We start from the raw sequence: 16,600 nt of genomic DNA on the forward strand, positions 1-16,600 counted from the left end.
GTTTTCACCCCTTTTCACTGCTTCCTGACAGTATTTGTACCGCTTTTTCCTGTTCCTCCCCGGTGGTGATGAGGATGACCACGTCACCGGCTTTCAGCCTGGTGTCGCCGCTTGGGATAATGCTTAACTCCCCTCTCACCACGCACCCGATAATGACAGCTTTGGGCAGAGGCAGCTCCCGCAGTTCCTTCCCCAGGGCCTGGGCATGCTCCAGAATAGGCACCTCCAGAATGTGGATTTTGCCGTTGGTCAGCGGTATCATGGTGGTCATTTTCTCCATCAGGGCCTGCTCCTCAATAATGTTTGTGATGGCGTTGATGGCGCATACCACCCGGTCAATGCCCATCTGGTAAAAGAAAGACGTCTTTTTGGGGTCCCCCACCAGGGCAACCACCTTGGGCGTGTGGTACAGTTTCTTGCAGATTTGGCAGATGACGAAGTTATCTTCATCCTGAGGGGTCATGGCAATCACAATCTGCTGGTTTAAAATGCCGGCCTCCTTCAATATGAACTCCTTGCTGCCATCCCCCCAGATGACCTCCAAATCCTCAATCTCCGCCAGCCGCTCACAGTCCTCCCTGTCAGAGTTAATGGCCGTCACATGGAAGCCTTTGAGCAGCAGGGATTCCGCCATGGAACATGTTTTGTGATACCCGCCCACCAGTAAAATATTTGTCTTCATAAAGTTAGTCCTCCCAATCCATAAACCGGTTGATTTCTTTTTCCGAAAGCTCCGTGGGACAGAAATATTCAATCCCGGAGCCTTCCAGCAGTTTTAATTTTTCCGCGTCGTAGACCCGGGCCACCACATGGCGGACACCGTACAACTGCTTTGCTATCTGGGCTGCCATGATGTTGACATTGTCCCTGTCCGTCACAGCGATGAAGACATCGGCTTTGCGGATGCCGGCGTCCTCCAGTCTGCCGATGTCGTTGACGTCCGCACACATGGTCTGGCCGCCGTAGGAGGATGCCAGCTTCCGGAAAGCTTCCTCCCGCCGGTCCATGACCACCACATCTTTTTTCTCCAGGGACAGTCTGGCCGCCAGACCGGCTCCCAGTCTGCCACAGCCTCCGATGATAATATATCCTGACGGATGTTTCTCCTTAAACAGCTTCATATCCTCTTCCACCTTTCTCTGTCTGCCCGTACTGACACTCCTCTGCCAGATAGGCACATGTTTTCCCGCCTTTTTCAAAGCCGCCGTACAACTCCATATTCCACCTGGCCGGCAGATAAGCCGCATCCAGCGCCCACGCCGCCCGAAAATGTTTCATGCCGCCCACATGATTGCCCTGCTTTTCGTAGAGAATCCCAAGAAGATTGTGCCAGGACGCATCATCGGGGGCCAGCTTCATATGATTTACAATGAGCTCATAGGCGCGTTCATACTGCCCCTGCTCAATCAGTGTTTTTATTGTAAGACAGATTTCTCTTTTCTCCATCACTGCCGCCTCCTTCTCTCTTTCTGCCTAAAGTATAGTAAAAAAGCCGTGAGCCGTGTGTGAGATTGCGGACTGGGGCATAAGGATGCTGTGAGAAAACGGCGGGGTCTGTGAGTTTTCTGTGAGAACGCTTGTAGAAGTGACCCTATTTGGGGCATGTTTTGGGCAAAAAAAGAAAGAGGCATGGGTTTTCTGCCTCTTTCCGATAGGAATTCTCTGTTGTCACTGCTCCATCATCCGGTATCCGATTCCGATTTCAGTTGTGATGTATCGGGGTTTTGTCCGGATTCTCCTCGATTTTCCGGCGCAGGCCCGCCATCAGGGCGCGAAGCGCCTGGGTGTCCGAGCCGTAATTTTTGCCGTAAAGTTCCTTTAAGATATAGCCGTAGGTCAGCACCTTTCCCTGGTTTTGCATAAACAGGAATAACAGGGCGAACTCCAGTTTGGTCAGATGGATTTCCTCGCCGGCCCGGCTGGCGGTATGCTTATCATTGTCCACCTCCAGCTCCCCGTTTTTGATGTGGGACGACGTCTTTTTCCCGTCCGTCCGGAAATAATGGCGGAAAGCCAGGCGGATGCGGGCCAGAAGCTCATTGGCCAGGAACGGCTTTGTGAGATAATCGTCAGCCCCCATGTCGAGGGCCATAACTTTCTCCTTCTCCTGGTCTCTGGCCGACACGATAATCACCGGCATATCCGACCACTCCCGCAGCTTCGCAAGGGCCTCTTTTCCGTCCATGTCCGGCAATCCCATATCCAGCAGAATCATGTCCACCTTCTCCGTCATGGCCATCTCCACCGCCTGTCTGCCCTTATCGGTGCACAGGGTCTGGTAGCCCTCTTTTTCCAGGGTGTATTTGATAAAGTTCTGTATCTGAATGTCGTCCTCAACAATTAAGATGGTTTCCTCAAACATCGCTGTTTCCTTTCCCGGCAAGTGGAAGTGTCATGGTAAATACGGTGCCGCCTCCATCCCGTTTTGACGCCGTGATGGTTCCTCCATGTGCCTTTACAATGGTGTCGCAGATGGCCAGGCCAAGGCCAATCCCTTTCTTGATGTCCACCGGGCGCTCCGAGGAGGTGTAAAACATCTCAAATACCCGGTGAATGTCCCGCTCGCTGATGCCCTCGCCGCGGTCCATCACATCAATCCGTACCTGCTCCGGCTCCTGCCTTTGCACCACGATTTTAATCTCATTTCCCCGTGGGGTGTGTTTCACCGCGTTATCTAGGAGGTTGATCAATACCTGCTCCAGCAGTCTGGCATCCGCAGGCACCTCCAGATATTCCTCCGGCAGCTCCGCTCCGATCTCATAGCCCGCGGCCCGTTTCTCCACCCGCTTGATGGCGCTGGATATGATCTCCTCGATGGGCTCCGGCGTCTTGTTCAGCAGGGAGTTGCCGTCGTTTAACCGGGTCAGTCCCAGAATGTTCTCCACCAGGGAGTGGAGCCAGTCGGCGTCCTGGTAGATATCCTGGGCCAGCTTCTTCCTCCCGTCATCCTCCCCGGACATCTCCTCTATCATTTCCGCCGTCCCCATGATTCCCATCAGCGGGGTCCGCAGGTCATGGGAAATCCCCCGCAGCAGATTGGCCCGATATTTCTCCTGCTCCATCAGCTTCTGGTTGCGGTAGCGCTCCTCCGAGGAGTAGATACGGTCCACGGCGATGCCGGTATTTTCCAGCATGGTGTTGAGAAGGGTTCGCTGCTCCTCCGAGATGCCGGCGCCGTCCTCCCTGGCTATCTCCACGATTCCAAGGGCGCCCTCACGGCCTTTGACGGTAAAATGCTCCGGGCTTGAGGTGGCGGACGGGGTGTCCTGGGCCGCCGGAGCGTTTGATTCGTCCGGGGCACTTGATTCGTCCGAGGTTAATGTTTCTCCGGACGGCATTACGTCCAAATAGCGAAACGAGGCATTTCTTCCAAACATGGTTCGGATGCTTTCCGTCACAATATCGCTGATTTTTTCAACGGTATCCGCGCTGGACAGCTCGCTGGTGAAGGCGTAAAGGGCATGGATATCCCGCTCCTTCTCCTCCGTCCGTTTCGCGTACCGGTTCATTTTCATGGTCAGGGAACTGGTGACGATGGCTGTGGCCGTCATGCATACAAAGGTGATAAAGTAACTGCTGTTGTTTACCGAAAATGTAAACAGCGGCTCCGTAAAGAAGAAATTAAACGCAAACGTGGCCGCGACAGACGATACAATGCCCCAGATAAACTTATCTGACCATCTGGCCGTCATAAAAACCGCCACGATGTAGACCAGCACAATATTCGTCTCCTGCATCCCTTTAAACTGAAACACATAACCAATCGCCGTAGCCGCCGCCAGAAATCCAACCGTGTAAAGCAGATTCCTGATGAGACTGCTATCCCTGTTCCCCATAACCCGATCCCGCATATTTTGCACCTGTCCTGTCTGAACCTGTTTTGTCCCTATTACGTCACCCAGCTTTGATGACCATGATTATAAAATACAACGGGCACCTGATTTTTTCAAGTACCCGTTTTCATTTTCCTTCCCGCTCCCATCTCTATTCCAGCAGTGGCAGTTCCATTTCATAAGGCTGATTCCAGTAAAACGCCGCCCCGTGGAATTTCAGCGTCACCTCCGTATCGCCTTCCTCGTAGAAAATCCGGAATCCGTTTAAATTGCCTTCCTGATCATAATCATATCTCTCATTCTCCCATCCGCTCCATCTTAACTTTCTCTGGCAGATTAAGCCTCTTAACGCCAAATCCTTCTCTTCATCCACCGCTGCCACATCGATGTATACCGCCGGCCTCTCCCTGACTTTCCCGTTTCCCTGATTGTCGGTTATCTCCATGGTCTGCGGCTCCTTCATTCTGGTAATGCCAAGAATCCGAACGGAACCTTCGTCCCACAAAACATCCTCGTTTACTTCCTCATAGTCCTCCGGAATCGGCAGCGTGACAGGTTCGGATTCCTTACTGTCCAAAAATGTGATGCCGGGAATCTCCATCTGAAAGACCCCATTCTGTTCTTCCTGTGGAACATCAAACAGACACCGGGTGCGCCGTCCATACTGTTTTAAATCTGACAGACGGTAATGTCCCAGATTATCGCCATAGGGATTGGCGAATAACTGCCTGATGGGGTACTGCTTTCCATTCCCTGATATGACTGGCAGTTCCACCTCCTGTAACGGAGGTTTATAGATCACGCTGATAGACCTCCTTCCCGTCTCACTGTACACATACCAGGATACCAGAATTCCCTCTTCCACCCGTTCTCCCATGCTGATAATGGAAATGTTGTCATGGGTATCCAAGCTTCCATGCTCCTGCTTCGCCAGTTCTTCCAAGGTATCATACTCCGGCACACGCTTCAGGGCAAATTCCAGCGGTTCCTCAAAATCAAGGAGCCGAATCGCATAACCGGATATCTTATCTCCTTCATCAGGAGCCACAGGAAGCTCAAACCTCGCCTCAATCACATAACGCCCATAGCCATACTCCTCCGAATAGGCCGTGTCGGTGGCATATATCGATTCCTGTGGCTTTATTCCTTCTCCCTGGATGCCGGGTCCTGTCAGAAACAAACCATCCCCTGACTTCCAAAGTTCGTTCTGATACCTCTCCTCCGCCAGCACCGCACGGTCCGAATAATCATTCATGAACATGCTTACAATCAGCTCCCGGTCCTGATGGATGGCGGACGTCAGCAATATAGTCTTCCCTTTCTCCGGCAGTTCCCACTCCATTCCCTCATCCAGTTCATAAACCGGATATTCCGATTTGATGATTCCATACATTCTTGCAAACTGATATAGCAGAGCGGGGAAGCTCTCTTCCGACTCTGGCTCCGTTTCCGTTTCCATCTCTGTTTTCGCTTCCGTTCGCGCCTCTGTTACCGTCTCCGCACCTGTCTCCGTCTCCCGCACCGCCTCTTCTGCCTGGCAGCCCACCAGAAAGACAGACATGATCCCTGCCATCACCCAGCCAGCTGCATAACCTCTCCTCATAACGCTCCTCCTCTCTCAACGGTACTCCCCTGCATGATTCTAACTTTATCATAACACAACCTCCTCCCCAATTTCTTTCTTGTTTCTTATATTTTTCAGACATAAACATGAACAAGCCCTCCATAGGTCATTTTGTCGTTTATATGTGGGCAAATTAGGAAAATAACAGGGTAAATAGTGCCAAAATTTCGTTCTTCTTCCCTTGTTGTCCCGTTTTCAATCTGTTATAATGTTGGTATCTCATATAGAAGAAGGTAATCAAATGAACAAAAACCCAGTTACGGAAGCCCGTATCATACGGATGACGATAGACACCATCCGAGGTTTTTACAGCCGGAATCCCGACATGAACACCGCTCCCATGGCAGACAATTTTATGTGGATTGGGGCCAATGATTTTCAGTGGTGTGAAAGTTTGAAAGAATTTCTGCGGGTAACCAAAAAAGAATACGAAGAACCGCCGGTGATGCTCTCCGACGAAGAATTTCATCTGCTGTTTCACGAGAGAAATGTGTGGGTTGTCTATGGCCGTTACAAGATATCCACGGTGCTGGAGGACGGCTCCGCCATCTATGCCCACGTGCGTGGAACCTATGTCTGGAGACGGTTCAACGGGGAGTTAAAGCTGCTTCACGTCCACGGCTCCCACGCCCAGGACATCCCCCTGAACCAGATTGCCCCGCCAAAAGAACCGCTGACGGAAGACAGCCCCTATTTTGACTACTTAAAACACATGAATTCCCTAAACTCCAACACCGACAAAATCTCCTTCCGGGACAGAGATGGCCGTCACCGCTATCTGTTCCCAGCAGAGATTCTCTACATCAAAGCCGACGGCCAGCACTCCATCGTCGTGACGAAAACCGGTGACTTTCAGGCCACCGGCATTCTCGCCTCCCACGAAGCCAAGCTGCCCCCATTTTTCAGGCGGATTCAAAAAAGCTACATCGTCAACACCCACTATATCGACTCCATTTACCGCTACAAAGCCATCCTGCAGGACGGCCAGGAGCTTCCCATCGGCAAAGACTGGTACATGGGCCTGAAGAAATCCATGAAAGGATAACACGCGGCAGGTATCCTCAATTCTCCAGCACCCACTGCTGGTTCTTCGTCTGAATCTCCACCATATTCCAAAAAGGCCCCTTCTGCCGCATCAGCATTTCCGGCCTGCCGGCCTCCACCACCCGGCCGTCGGCCAGCACCACCACCTTGTCTGCTCCCATAACCGTCCTCATTCTGTGGGCAATAATCAGCACGGTCTTCTTTCTCACCAGGCCCGACAGCGCCTTCTGCACCGCTGTCTCATTTTCCACATCCAGACTGGCCGTTGCCTCGTCAAGCAGAATCACCGGAGCGTCCTTTAACAGCGCTCTGGCGATGGAGATGCGCTGCCGCTCACCCCCGGATAAGGTGGAGCCATTCTCCCCAATCACCGTGTCATAGCCCTCCGGCAGACGGTTCACAAACTCCTCGCACTGGGCCGCTCTGGCTGCCTCCATGACCTCCTCATCCGTGGCGTCCCGCCGCCCCAGACGGATATTTTCCAGCACCGTGTCATGAAACAGCACTACATCCTGGAATACAATGGCAAAATGCTTCAGCAGCGCCTCCGGCTCCACACTGGACACGTCCACGCCGCCCAGGGTAACCCTGCCGGAATTTGCATCCCAGAACCGGGCCGCCAGCTTCGCCGCTGTGCTCTTGCCCCCTCCGGATGGACCGACAAGCGCCGTCACCTCCCCCTGCTTCGCATCAAACGTCACGTCCTTAAGCACTCCCTCCTGCTCATGGTAGGCAAACCGCACATGCTCAAACCCGATATCGTATCCGGACGGCTCACAGCTGTTTCTCCCCGTCTGCACCGGCTGTTCTTCCATCTCACGCATCCGGTTAATCTTAATCTTGGCACTGAACATCGCCGCCATATTGGTAAAGGCAGCGCTGACCGGGTCATAAAACCGGGATGCCGCAATCAGGTACACCAAAAACAAGGACAGATCCAGGCTGCCGTCAATCAGCCGCGTGACACCCGCCAGCACCGTGGTGGCAAGCCCCGCCTTCAAAAATGCCTGTGCAAAGGTAATGCAGGTTCCCGTCACCAGTTCCGAATGAATGGTGGCCCGCTCCGCCACGTCCAGTTTTTCGTTTATACCTTCCAGATACCGCTCCTTCTGGTTACACGCTTTGATATCCTTCACCGTCTCCAGAAGCTCCTGCAGCCCATCCGTGGCAGCCCGCTTCTCCAGCAGGCTGCGTGTCCCAAACCTATCCTGCAGCCACTTGGAGCCATACACCAGCAGAGCGGAGACCGGCACGACCCACAAGACGGCAATTCCCATTCTCCAGTCCATACACAGCAGTCCGATGCCAATCAATACCGTGGAAATCACCGTCCCGTAACACTGGGGAATATAGTGGGAAAATGTCTGTTCCAGGGAACTGCAGTCCCCCATCAGCGTGGACGTCAAATTTGATAAATCTTTTTTTCCGAAAAATGACAATGGCAGCTCCCGCAGTTTTTCCCCCAGCCGGATACGCCGGTTGGCGCTCTCTTTGTAGGTCGCAATGTAAAGAGCCTTATACTGCTGCCAGTGAATCCCGTACATAACCGCCACCAGAAACACCGCCAGGGCCGTATACATCCCCACTCCCGCCGACGCATCCGTATTCCTTGACAATGCAGTTACTATCAGGTTCAGCACCGAAGCCAACAGCCCTACCGGTACCATCAGGCTCAAATTCGCTGCCACCGTCCAGCAGGCAGCCTTCACCAGGTCCCTGGCGCCAGTTTCGCTGAGTGCATAAATTTTCTGAAGTTTTCCAATCATGCCAGCACCTCCTTTCCCACTTTCCACTGAGCTGATGTCTGATAATCCTTCCACATGGCCGCATACACTCCTTTCCGTTCCAACAGTTCCCGGTGGGTGCCACTCTCTGCCACCACGCCGCTTTCCAACACCAGAATCCGGTCCGCCCCCTGGACGGTGGACAGCCGGTGGGCAATCATCAGAACCGTCTTTCCTCTGGTCAATGTTTCAAATGCCTTCTGTATCAGCATTTCATTTTCCGGGTCCGCAAATGCTGTCGCCTCGTCCAGTACCACAATCGGCGCATCCTTTAAAATCGCCCGGGCCAGCGCAATCCGCTGCTGTTCCCCGCCCGATAAGTAAATTCCCTTCGTCCCTACGACCGTATGGATTCCCTGGGGCATTTTCGCCAGAATATCATCGCACTGGGCGGCATGGGCCGCCTCAAGCGCCTCCTTCTCTGTGGCATCCGGCCTGGCCGCCCGGATATTTTCCAGAAGACTTGTTTTAAACAGATGAGTATCCTGGAACACAAAGGATATCAGGTTCATCAGCTCTCTGGAGGGAATGTTCCTCACATCCACGCCGCCGATAAGCACCTGCCCCGCATCTACATCCCAGAACCTTGGAATCAGACTGGCCGCCGTCGTCTTTCCCCCGCCGGAGGGGCCCACAAGCGCCGCTGTCCGGCCGGCCGTTACCTGGAAGCTGACATGGGAGAGCGCCTGGGAAACCGCCCCACGGATAGGTAAAGGATACATCACGAAACTCGATAGATGTCTCACTCGGAACACTCCCGTCCCCTCCGGCCGGTTCCTTCAAAAGCTCCGTTCCCATAATTGGAGCCAGACGGCGCACCGCCTCATCCGCCTCCATAACGGCCGTGCTGGCAAACAGAATCCGGTTCATCATCATGGTGCACAGCGGCGTAAACAGAATATAAAATAACAAATCCACCAGCACGGCCCAGCCATCCGATGCCCTGGCGCACAACAGCATCCCCATCGGAATCAGAAGCAGAAACGTACTGTTGAGCACCGTGGTAAACGCCGTCATCGGCCGGCCGCAGCCCATGGCATAGTCCGTGGCCAGCTCTTTGTATTTGATGATGGAAGTGTAAAAGCTCTTGAAGGAATATACCGTCTGCTGAAATACCTTCACCACCGGAATTCCCCTGACATATTCAGTCGCCTCCGCGCTCAGCTCCTCGATGGACTTTTGGTAGCGCTCGAAAAAGTCTGCATTCTTTCCGCCCATCATCCGCGTCAGCAGATAGACGGAGACTGCCAGCGGCAGCAGACAGACAAGCCCCATCCGCCAGTCAAAGACAAACAAAAGAACAATAGCCGCCACCGGCGTCACCACAGCCCCCACCAAATCCGGCAGCTCATGAGCCAGCATTGTCTCCGTCATCCCCGCATTGTCATCAATCTGCTTGCGCAGACGTCCTGACTGACTGGCTGTGAAATAGCCAAGAGGGACATCCACCAGATGGGAAGCTGCCGCCTTTCTCATATTTTTGGCCGTCCGGAATGCCGCCAGATGGGTACACATCAGCGCCGCAAAATACACCGCCGCGCTGGCCAGCGCAAACCACAGCGCCATCCACCCGTAACGGACAGCCCCTCCCGCATTTTCATAATCCGGCATCACCCGGATAACCTCGCGGATGACATACCAGATACAGATATAAGGCACCGTAGCCAGCACTGCCGAAACACCCGATAGAATACACCCCGTTATCGTCAGCCTCCTGTGGCCGCCGGCGTAGTCAAGAAGCACTGCAACACTGTTTCGTTTTTTCTCTTTCACGCTTGCACCTCCTTATGTTTTTGTAGTTAGTCATTGCTAACTATTGTTTTAAAAAGAAGCCCGTTTTCAGACGGACTTCTTTGTGCCGATTGCCAGTTCTTCCATAATTTTCCTGACAACATTAAGTATAACCATTTCATTTTCGATTGTAAAGCCAGGTAAATGAGAGACTTTCGCAATAATGCCTGATTCCTGATTTTTCAGGCACCAGTTTTCTCAATTATCTCCACCACTTCCTCCAGACTCTTCTTTCCAAAATACACATCCTCATCATTCACCACCATGCAGGGCACACTCATAATCCGGTACTTCTTTTTTAATTCCGGATAATGCATTAAATCCACCATCTCCGCCGTGATATGAGGGGAAATGGAGGCCGCCTTCTGGGCCGCCATCACCACCTCCGGGCACATGGTGCAGGAGAGGGATATCATGACTTTCACATTCCTGTCCCTGGTGATGCTCTTTAATCTGTTCACAATATCGGTATCCGTCTGCTGTCCCGGCCCCGCTACGTTGTAGAGGGCAATAATAAACGAATTGAATTCATGGCCGCCCGGCACACCGTGAAACAGTATCCCACTGCCGGTACCGTCCTCGTAACACAGCTCCATAGCCGGAAGGAGACGGTCCTGGGAGGAATCCCCTTCTTCCCAGATGATTTTGCCGCTTATCTCCGTCAATTCAGACAAAAAGCCTTTGATTTCACCGGACAATGAGGTGTCATCCAGCCAGGTACGGATGCGTACGCGGTTCTCAAATTTAGGGAACAGGCTCTCCAGCTGGGCACGGATTTCCGTGTTCAGGAAACGGTTGTCGTTATCCTGGGATGAACTTGCAGAGATGTCAGAAGACGTTTGGCCTGACGGTCTATCCGTCTCACTCTTGTCTGCCATCTCCTCCACCCATTCCAGTCTGCTTAAATCCGCCTTTTTTCTCACGAGCTCCGGTATTTCCAGTCTGTCATGCAACTCCGCCACATATTTCTCCATGGAAACCGCCGCCACGGCGCCGTCGGAAACCGCGGTCACTACCTGACGGAGATTCTTTACGCACAAATCTCCGGCGGCATAGACGCCATCCAGATTGGTTTTCTGGCTGGCGTCCGTAATAACATACCCCTGGCCGTCCAACTGGATCTCTTCGCCCAGCCACCCGGTATTTGGCACATAGCCGGCAAACACGAACACGCCAAAACCCTCTTCCGATTCATAAGTCCATTCCCCGCCCGTCTCATTATTCCTGAATCTGGCCGACGTCACCATGGATGCTCCTTTGACTTCCATGATTTCCGTCTGAAAATGAACGGCAATCTTGTCACTCCTCTTCAACTGGTCTGAGACCGTCTTTGCGCAAGTGAAATCTTCTTCCCGGACAATGAGAGTCACCTTTTTGGCATATTGGGTCAGAAACAGACCTTCTTCCACCGCCGCAAATCCTCCGCCGATGACAAAGACCTCCATCCCGGTAAAGAATTCCCCGTCACAGGTCGCACAGTAGGCAACGCCGCGGCCCTGGAACTCTTTTTCCCCTTTAAAGCCCAGTTTTCTCGGATTGGCGCCGGTGGCAATGATCACCCCCAAAGCGCTAAAATCGCCTTTTGTGGTGTGGAGGATTTTCATCTCTTCCCCCAGCTCCATACTCACAACTTCTCCGATAGCAAACTCCGCGCCAAAGGCTTCCGCCTGCAGGCGCATGGATTCGGTCAACTCTTTGCCGCTGGTCTTCTTGACCCCCGGATAGTTGACTATCTCCGAGGTTATGGTTATCTGACCACCGATTTTTTCTTTTTCCATTACCAGCACTCGGTATCTGGCTCTTGCCATGTAAATGGCGGCAGATAAACCGGCCGGCCCGCCGCCTGCGATGATAACGTCATATAAATTTTTTGTGATTTCTTCCTGCATGTGCACCTCCTGTTATTTGAAAGAAAACCCCGTCTCTTTTTTCTTGAGACGGGGAATTGGAAATTACCGCATTACAACAGTCCTACTAAATCAAGACTCGGTTTTAATGTCTCTGCTCCCGGCTGCCATTTGGCCGGGCAGACCTGGTCGCCATGCTCGGCCACAAACTGGGATGCCTGCACACGGCGGAACAATTCGTCAGCATTTCTTCCTACGTTTCCGGCAATCACCTCATAAGCTACAATTTTGCCTTCCGGATTTACAATAAAGCTGCCGCGCTCGGCCAGGCCATCGGATTCAATCATCACCTCGAAGTCCCGCGCAAGGGCGCCGGTTGGGTCGGCCAGCATGGGATATTGGATTTTCTGGATCGTCTTGGACACGTCGTGCCATGCTTTGTGGACAAAGTGTGTATCGCAGGACACACTGTAAATTTCACAGTTGATGGCCTGGAACTCACTGTATTTGTTGGCCAAATCTTCTAACTCCGTGGGACATACAAATGTAAAGTCGGCCGGATAGAAGAAAATACGGACCATTTCCCTAAGATATCGTTCTTGGACACTGGTTTGAATTCTCCATTTGTGTAAGCCTGTACCGTAAAGTCGCTGATTTCTTTTCCAATTAATGACATTTGCGTATTCTCCTTTTCTTGTTGATTTCTGATTTTGTTGGTTCCTGATTTTGTTAGTACATGATTTTGTTCACTAGTATTTGCCCTAATCAGGCAGTTAATACCGGAATTATGGTTTTATTGCAGTTAGTAATTGCTAACTTTTGTTTATGATAACATTCGTCCTTAAATTTGTCAATAAATAGTATTGATAATAATTATCGATATTTGCATGCGGCCCCTAAAACCTGAAAATTCCCATATAAAAATAACCGGAGCCTGCCTTGTTTCTGGCACACTCCGGTTATCACTGCCTATTCACTATAAACTCAGTGGGAAAACTGGCTCTGGTACAGCTGGTAGTAAGCGCCCTTCCGCTCCATCAGCATCTCATGGGTCCCCGCCTCCATCACATTTCCATTGTCAATGACGAAAATGTGGTCCGCTCTGCGGATGGTGGAGAGCCGGTGGGCAATCACGAACGAAGTTCTCCCCTCCAGCATCGCCGCAATCCCTCTCTGCACCAGCAGCTCCGTATGGGTATCAATGCTGGACGTCGCCTCATCCAGTATCAGGATTCTTGGATTCGACACCATCGTCCTGGCAAATGCCAGCAGCTGCCTCTGTCCAATGGACAGCCGCGCCCCTCTCTCGCTTATCTGGGTATCATACCCATGCTCCAGATTCATGATAAACTCGTGGGCATCCACCGCCTTCGCCGCCGCTATCATTTCCTCATCCGTGGCGTCCAGCCGCCCATACTTGATATTCTCCCTTATGGTCCCGGAGAACAGGAAATTATCCTGGGTCATAATGCCCATCTGCCGCCGCAGACTCTTGATTGTCACATCCTGCACATCATACCCGTCAATCGTAACCCGCCCGGCCGTCACGTCATAGAACCGGCTGATCAGATTCACAATGGTCGTCTTCCCCGCTCCGGTGGGTCCCACCAGTGCGATGGTCTCTCCGGGCCGGATTCTGAAATTCACATCCTCCAGAATCATCCGCTCCGGCTCATCCTGATAGGCAAAGGACACATGCTCAAACGCCACCTCTCCCTGAATATCCGGAAGCTCCGACGCCCCATCCCGGTCCACAATATCCGCTTTTGTATCCATAATATCAAAAATCCGTTCCGCCCCGGAAATGTTGGTCACCAGCTTATTATAGAAGTTGGCCAGATTCCGGATCGGGCTCCAGAACATGGCAATGTAGGTGGAAAATGCCAGAAACGTGCCGATGCCGATTTCCTCCACGCCCACAATCTCGATTCCAATATAGTATAACAGAAACCCGCCAAGCCCCCAGGTAATCTCCACCACCGGCCCAAATCCGTCCGCCAGACGCACCGCGTCCAGAAACGCCTGCCGGTGTTCCTTCGTCAGCTGGGCAAACTCCTGTCTGGTCTCCGGCTCCGCGGCGAAGCTCTGGACAATCTTTATCCCCGACAAATCCTCGTGAACATAGGCATTTAAATTGGAAGTCTTCTTCCGGTATACCTGCCAGCGCCGGTGCGCCCGCACCTCGATAAAGAGCATGCCAAGCAGCAACAGCGGCAGAGTCAGAAGCGCCGCCATGGCCAGCTTGTAATTCTTCACCACCATGATAACCGCCACACAGAACACCGTCAGCATATCCGGTATCAGCTGGGTCACACTGTCCGACAGCACATCCTTCAGCGAGTTCACATCCCCGATGATGCGGGCCAGAATCTTCCCCGTCGGCCGGCTGTCAAAGAAATGAAAACTCAGCGTCTGGATATGCTCATACAGTTCCTCCCGAATCGTCACCAGCACCCGGTTGGAGACGTCGGCCATCATGTACATCCTGGCCCTGGTTCCAATCAGGAAGATGACAAACAGCACCATCGCCCCGGCGCCCAGTTTCAAAAGCCCCGGCACATCCCCGCCGGCCACGCACACGTTGATGGCATACTCCATCAACAGCGGCGCCGACAGACTGATGGCGATGGTAACCGCCATAATTCCCAAAACAATGACAATCTCTTTCTTATATGCAAACAAATATTTGTACAGACGAAGCAGCGTCTCTTTCTTCAACACTTCCTTCTGCTCTTCGTCCATTCTGCTGGAATTTACTGACATACTGCTCCCTCCTTTCCACCGTTCCAGGTCTGTCCATGCAGGCGCGGGCTTTCCCCGTACTGTACCTGGTAAGTCTTGTAATACTGCCCCTTCAGCGCCATCAGCTCCTCATGGGTTCCTCTCTCGATGATTCGCCCGCCATCCAGAATCAGAATTTCATCCGCGTGGCGCACCGCCGAGATTCTGTGGGCGATGATAATCTTGGAACAGTCCTTCATCTCGGACAAATGTCCCTCAATCACCTTCTCCGTCTCCATGTCGAGAGCCGACGTGGAGTCATCCAATATCAGGATGGGCGCTCCCTTGGCCATGGCCCTGGCAATGCTGATTCTCTGTTTCTGTCCGCCGGACAGTCCCACGCCCCGCTCGCCAATCACCGTGTCATACTGCTCCGTCAGCTTGTCGATAAACTCGCTGGCCCCGGAGCGCAGGGCCGCCTCCTTCACACTCTCCCACGGCACCACTTCCTTGCCGCCGGTCTTGATATTCTCCGAAATGCTGTCCGAGAACAGGAACACATCCTGCATCACCACCGCCGTACTGCTCCGCAGCCGTTTTAACGGCAGTCTGCGGATATCCGTCCCGTCCAGCAGAATCCGTCCCCTGGACACATCGTAGAACCGCTGTATCAGATTCACCACCGAGGTCTTCCCGGAGCCGGTCACGCCCATGATTCCCAGCGTTCCGCCCGGTTCCAGGGAGAAGGTGATATCCGACAGAATCCGATTCCCGTACAGGTCAAAATCCACATGGTCGAAGGACAGTCTGCCCTCAATCTTCTCCGGCGCCACCGGCATTTCCGGCTCCCGGATATCGGGCTTCTCCGCCATAATTTTCTTTATCTTCCGGTTGGAAGCCATGGCCGCCGCAAAGTCGTTGGACAGCCAGCCCACCATCTCCATAGGCCAGATGATATTGTTGGCATACTCGGAAAATGCTCCCAGCTGCCCAATGGTAATCTGCCCCCGGATGACCAGAATTCCGCCAAAGACAATCACCGCCAGCAAAAGCACCTTGGACAGAAACGAAATCCCCGGCTGGTATTTGGTGATAAACCGGGCCTGGTCCATGTTCAGCTTGTAGAACCGGTGGTTGTGCTTCTTAAACTTTTCAATCTCATACTCTTCCCTGGCAAACGCCTTCACCGTCCGCACGCCCGCCAGATTTTCCTGGGCCACCGTGTTTAACTCGGCCGTCTCCTCGCTGATTTTGTCGTAGACAGCCCCAAGCCCATTCTCCATCCTGATGGCGCTCCAGGCAATCAACGGCATCACCACCACTGGCAGAAGCGTCAGTATGGGGCTGATGCGGAACATGCACACCATCACAATCACCGTGTGGAATGTACATTCCAGAATCAGCATCCCCACATACCCGCAGGCGTTCCAGATTCTGTCCACGTCGTCCTTCACACGGGCCATCAGTTCCCCCGTGTTGTGGCTGTCAAAATATCCCATGGACAAGGTCTGGATATGGTCAAACAAATCCTTTCGCAGCTTGCTGCCAATCCCCACCGCCGCGTAATCAAAGATAAATTCCTTCACATACTGGAACACCGCCCGTCCCAGCCCAATTCCCACCAGGCCAAGCAGCAGCTGGAGCAGAAGCTGCCGCTTCCCGCCCACAATCACATCGTCGATGATATGCCTGGTAATCTGCGGCGCCAGCGCGTCCAGCAGGATACTGACAACCATGGCAATGATGGCGACCAGATAAAGCGGACAGTATTTTTTAATATAGTTCCAAAGATTCTTCATAGCCGTAATTCCCCCTGATATTTTTATGTAACTCACACGCAAAAACAGCGCATAAAAAGTCCCTTCTACGGTCTTTTCACGCGCTGTTTCCTTCACAAATGCATAAAAAATGACCGTGGCCCACAACAGCCACGGTCTCTATGGATTCTGATCTCCT

At 52.8% G+C, this 16,600-nt stretch carries 11 protein-coding genes and 2 pseudogenes; 1 reads left to right on the forward strand and 12 read right to left on the reverse strand.

Features of this window, described 5'->3' with window-relative positions:
* Positions 1 to 4 precede the first annotated feature (4 nt).
* The 6 genes from HMPREF9473_RS18725 to HMPREF9473_RS18750 all read right to left on the reverse strand — a co-directional run bounded on the left by HMPREF9473_RS18725 (position 5) and on the right by HMPREF9473_RS18750 (position 5,436).
* The gene (locus tag HMPREF9473_RS18725; RefSeq protein WP_006781769.1) at positions 5 to 682 is read right to left on the reverse strand and encodes a potassium channel family protein; all 678 of its coding nucleotides are present in this window, start codon (positions 680 to 682) and stop codon (positions 5 to 7) included.
* Positions 683 to 686: 4 nt separating this feature from the next.
* The gene (locus HMPREF9473_RS18730) at positions 687 to 1,121 is read right to left on the reverse strand and encodes a potassium channel family protein (RefSeq protein ID WP_006781770.1); all 435 of its coding nucleotides are present in this window, start codon (positions 1,119 to 1,121) and stop codon (positions 687 to 689) included.
* Positions 1,108 to 1,446, reverse strand: a complete 339-nt coding sequence (locus HMPREF9473_RS18735; protein WP_006781771.1) for a hypothetical protein — start codon at positions 1,444 to 1,446, stop codon at positions 1,108 to 1,110. The genes HMPREF9473_RS18730 and HMPREF9473_RS18735 overlap by 14 nt, the downstream gene beginning before the upstream one ends.
* Positions 1,447 to 1,702: 256 nt before the next feature.
* Complete coding sequence (locus HMPREF9473_RS18740) at positions 1,703 to 2,362, reverse strand: response regulator transcription factor (RefSeq protein WP_006781772.1); 660 nt, start codon at positions 2,360 to 2,362, stop codon at positions 1,703 to 1,705.
* The gene (locus HMPREF9473_RS18745; RefSeq protein ID WP_034859810.1) at positions 2,355 to 3,836 is read right to left on the reverse strand and encodes an ATP-binding protein; all 1,482 of its coding nucleotides are present in this window, start codon (positions 3,834 to 3,836) and stop codon (positions 2,355 to 2,357) included. The genes HMPREF9473_RS18740 and HMPREF9473_RS18745 overlap by 8 nt, the downstream gene beginning before the upstream one ends.
* Before the next feature lie 148 nt (positions 3,837 to 3,984).
* Complete coding sequence (locus HMPREF9473_RS18750) at positions 3,985 to 5,436, reverse strand: hypothetical protein (protein WP_006781774.1); 1,452 nt, start codon at positions 5,434 to 5,436, stop codon at positions 3,985 to 3,987.
* Positions 5,437 to 5,698: 262 nt separating this feature from the next.
* Between HMPREF9473_RS18750 and HMPREF9473_RS18755 the strand changes: the two genes are divergently transcribed.
* Positions 5,699 to 6,502: a LytTR family transcriptional regulator gene (locus HMPREF9473_RS18755; protein ID WP_006781775.1), complete on the forward strand. Its 804-nt coding sequence runs from the start codon at positions 5,699 to 5,701 to the stop codon at positions 6,500 to 6,502.
* Positions 6,503 to 6,518: 16 nt separating this feature from the next.
* Here HMPREF9473_RS18755 and HMPREF9473_RS18760 read toward each other — a convergent pair whose 3' ends face one another.
* The 6 genes and pseudogenes from HMPREF9473_RS18760 to HMPREF9473_RS18785 form a co-directional block, all read right to left on the reverse strand.
* Positions 6,519 to 8,267: an ABC transporter ATP-binding protein gene (locus HMPREF9473_RS18760; protein WP_006781776.1), complete on the reverse strand. Its 1,749-nt coding sequence runs from the start codon at positions 8,265 to 8,267 to the stop codon at positions 6,519 to 6,521.
* Positions 8,264 to 10,058: pseudogene (locus tag HMPREF9473_RS28665) on the reverse strand (ABC transporter ATP-binding protein). Before HMPREF9473_RS28665 ends, HMPREF9473_RS18760 begins: the two are co-directional and overlap by 4 nt.
* A gap of 200 nt (positions 10,059 to 10,258) precedes the next feature.
* Positions 10,259 to 11,965, reverse strand: a complete 1,707-nt coding sequence (locus HMPREF9473_RS18770; RefSeq protein ID WP_006781779.1) for an FAD-dependent oxidoreductase — start codon at positions 11,963 to 11,965, stop codon at positions 10,259 to 10,261.
* A gap of 71 nt (positions 11,966 to 12,036) precedes the next feature.
* A pseudogene (gene ahpC, locus HMPREF9473_RS18775) lies at positions 12,037 to 12,599 on the reverse strand (alkyl hydroperoxide reductase subunit C).
* A 308-nt stretch (positions 12,600 to 12,907) separates the two neighbouring features.
* A complete protein-coding gene (locus HMPREF9473_RS18780; RefSeq protein ID WP_006781782.1) occupies positions 12,908 to 14,686 on the reverse strand; it encodes an ABC transporter ATP-binding protein in 1,779 nt (592 codons plus the stop codon).
* A complete protein-coding gene (locus tag HMPREF9473_RS18785; protein WP_006781783.1) occupies positions 14,677 to 16,443 on the reverse strand; it encodes an ABC transporter ATP-binding protein in 1,767 nt (588 codons plus the stop codon). Before HMPREF9473_RS18785 ends, HMPREF9473_RS18780 begins: the two co-directional genes overlap by 10 nt.
* Between the last annotated feature and the right edge of the window lie 157 nt (positions 16,444 to 16,600).

This window comes from Hungatella hathewayi WAL-18680, assembly GCF_000235505.1.
Classification (GTDB): Bacteria; Bacillota; Clostridia; order Lachnospirales; family Lachnospiraceae; genus Hungatella_A; species Hungatella_A hathewayi_A.

Coding starts and splice junctions, on each gene's coding strand:
- HMPREF9473_RS18730 (WP_006781770.1), bottom strand. CDS start 1,121: ATGAAGCTGTTTAAGGAGAAACATCCGTCAGGATATATTATCATCGGA.
- HMPREF9473_RS18725 (WP_006781769.1), bottom strand. CDS start 682: ATGAAGACAAATATTTTACTGGTGGGCGGGTATCACAAAACATGTTCC.
- HMPREF9473_RS18760 (WP_006781776.1), bottom strand. CDS start 8,267: ATGATTGGAAAACTTCAGAAAATTTATGCACTCAGCGAAACTGGCGCC.
- HMPREF9473_RS18755 (WP_006781775.1), top strand. CDS start 5,699: ATGAACAAAAACCCAGTTACGGAAGCCCGTATCATACGGATGACGATA.
- HMPREF9473_RS18750 (WP_006781774.1), bottom strand. CDS start 5,436: ATGAGGAGAGGTTATGCAGCTGGCTGGGTGATGGCAGGGATCATGTCT.
- HMPREF9473_RS18780 (WP_006781782.1), bottom strand. CDS start 14,686: ATGTCAGTAAATTCCAGCAGAATGGACGAAGAGCAGAAGGAAGTGTTG.
- HMPREF9473_RS18770 (WP_006781779.1), bottom strand. CDS start 11,965: ATGCAGGAAGAAATCACAAAAAATTTATATGACGTTATCATCGCAGGC.
- HMPREF9473_RS18740 (WP_006781772.1), bottom strand. CDS start 2,362: ATGTTTGAGGAAACCATCTTAATTGTTGAGGACGACATTCAGATACAG.
- HMPREF9473_RS18745 (WP_034859810.1), bottom strand. CDS start 3,836: ATGGGGAACAGGGATAGCAGTCTCATCAGGAATCTGCTTTACACGGTT.
- HMPREF9473_RS18735 (WP_006781771.1), bottom strand. CDS start 1,446: ATGGAGAAAAGAGAAATCTGTCTTACAATAAAAACACTGATTGAGCAG.
- HMPREF9473_RS18785 (WP_006781783.1), bottom strand. CDS start 16,443: ATGAAGAATCTTTGGAACTATATTAAAAAATACTGTCCGCTTTATCTG.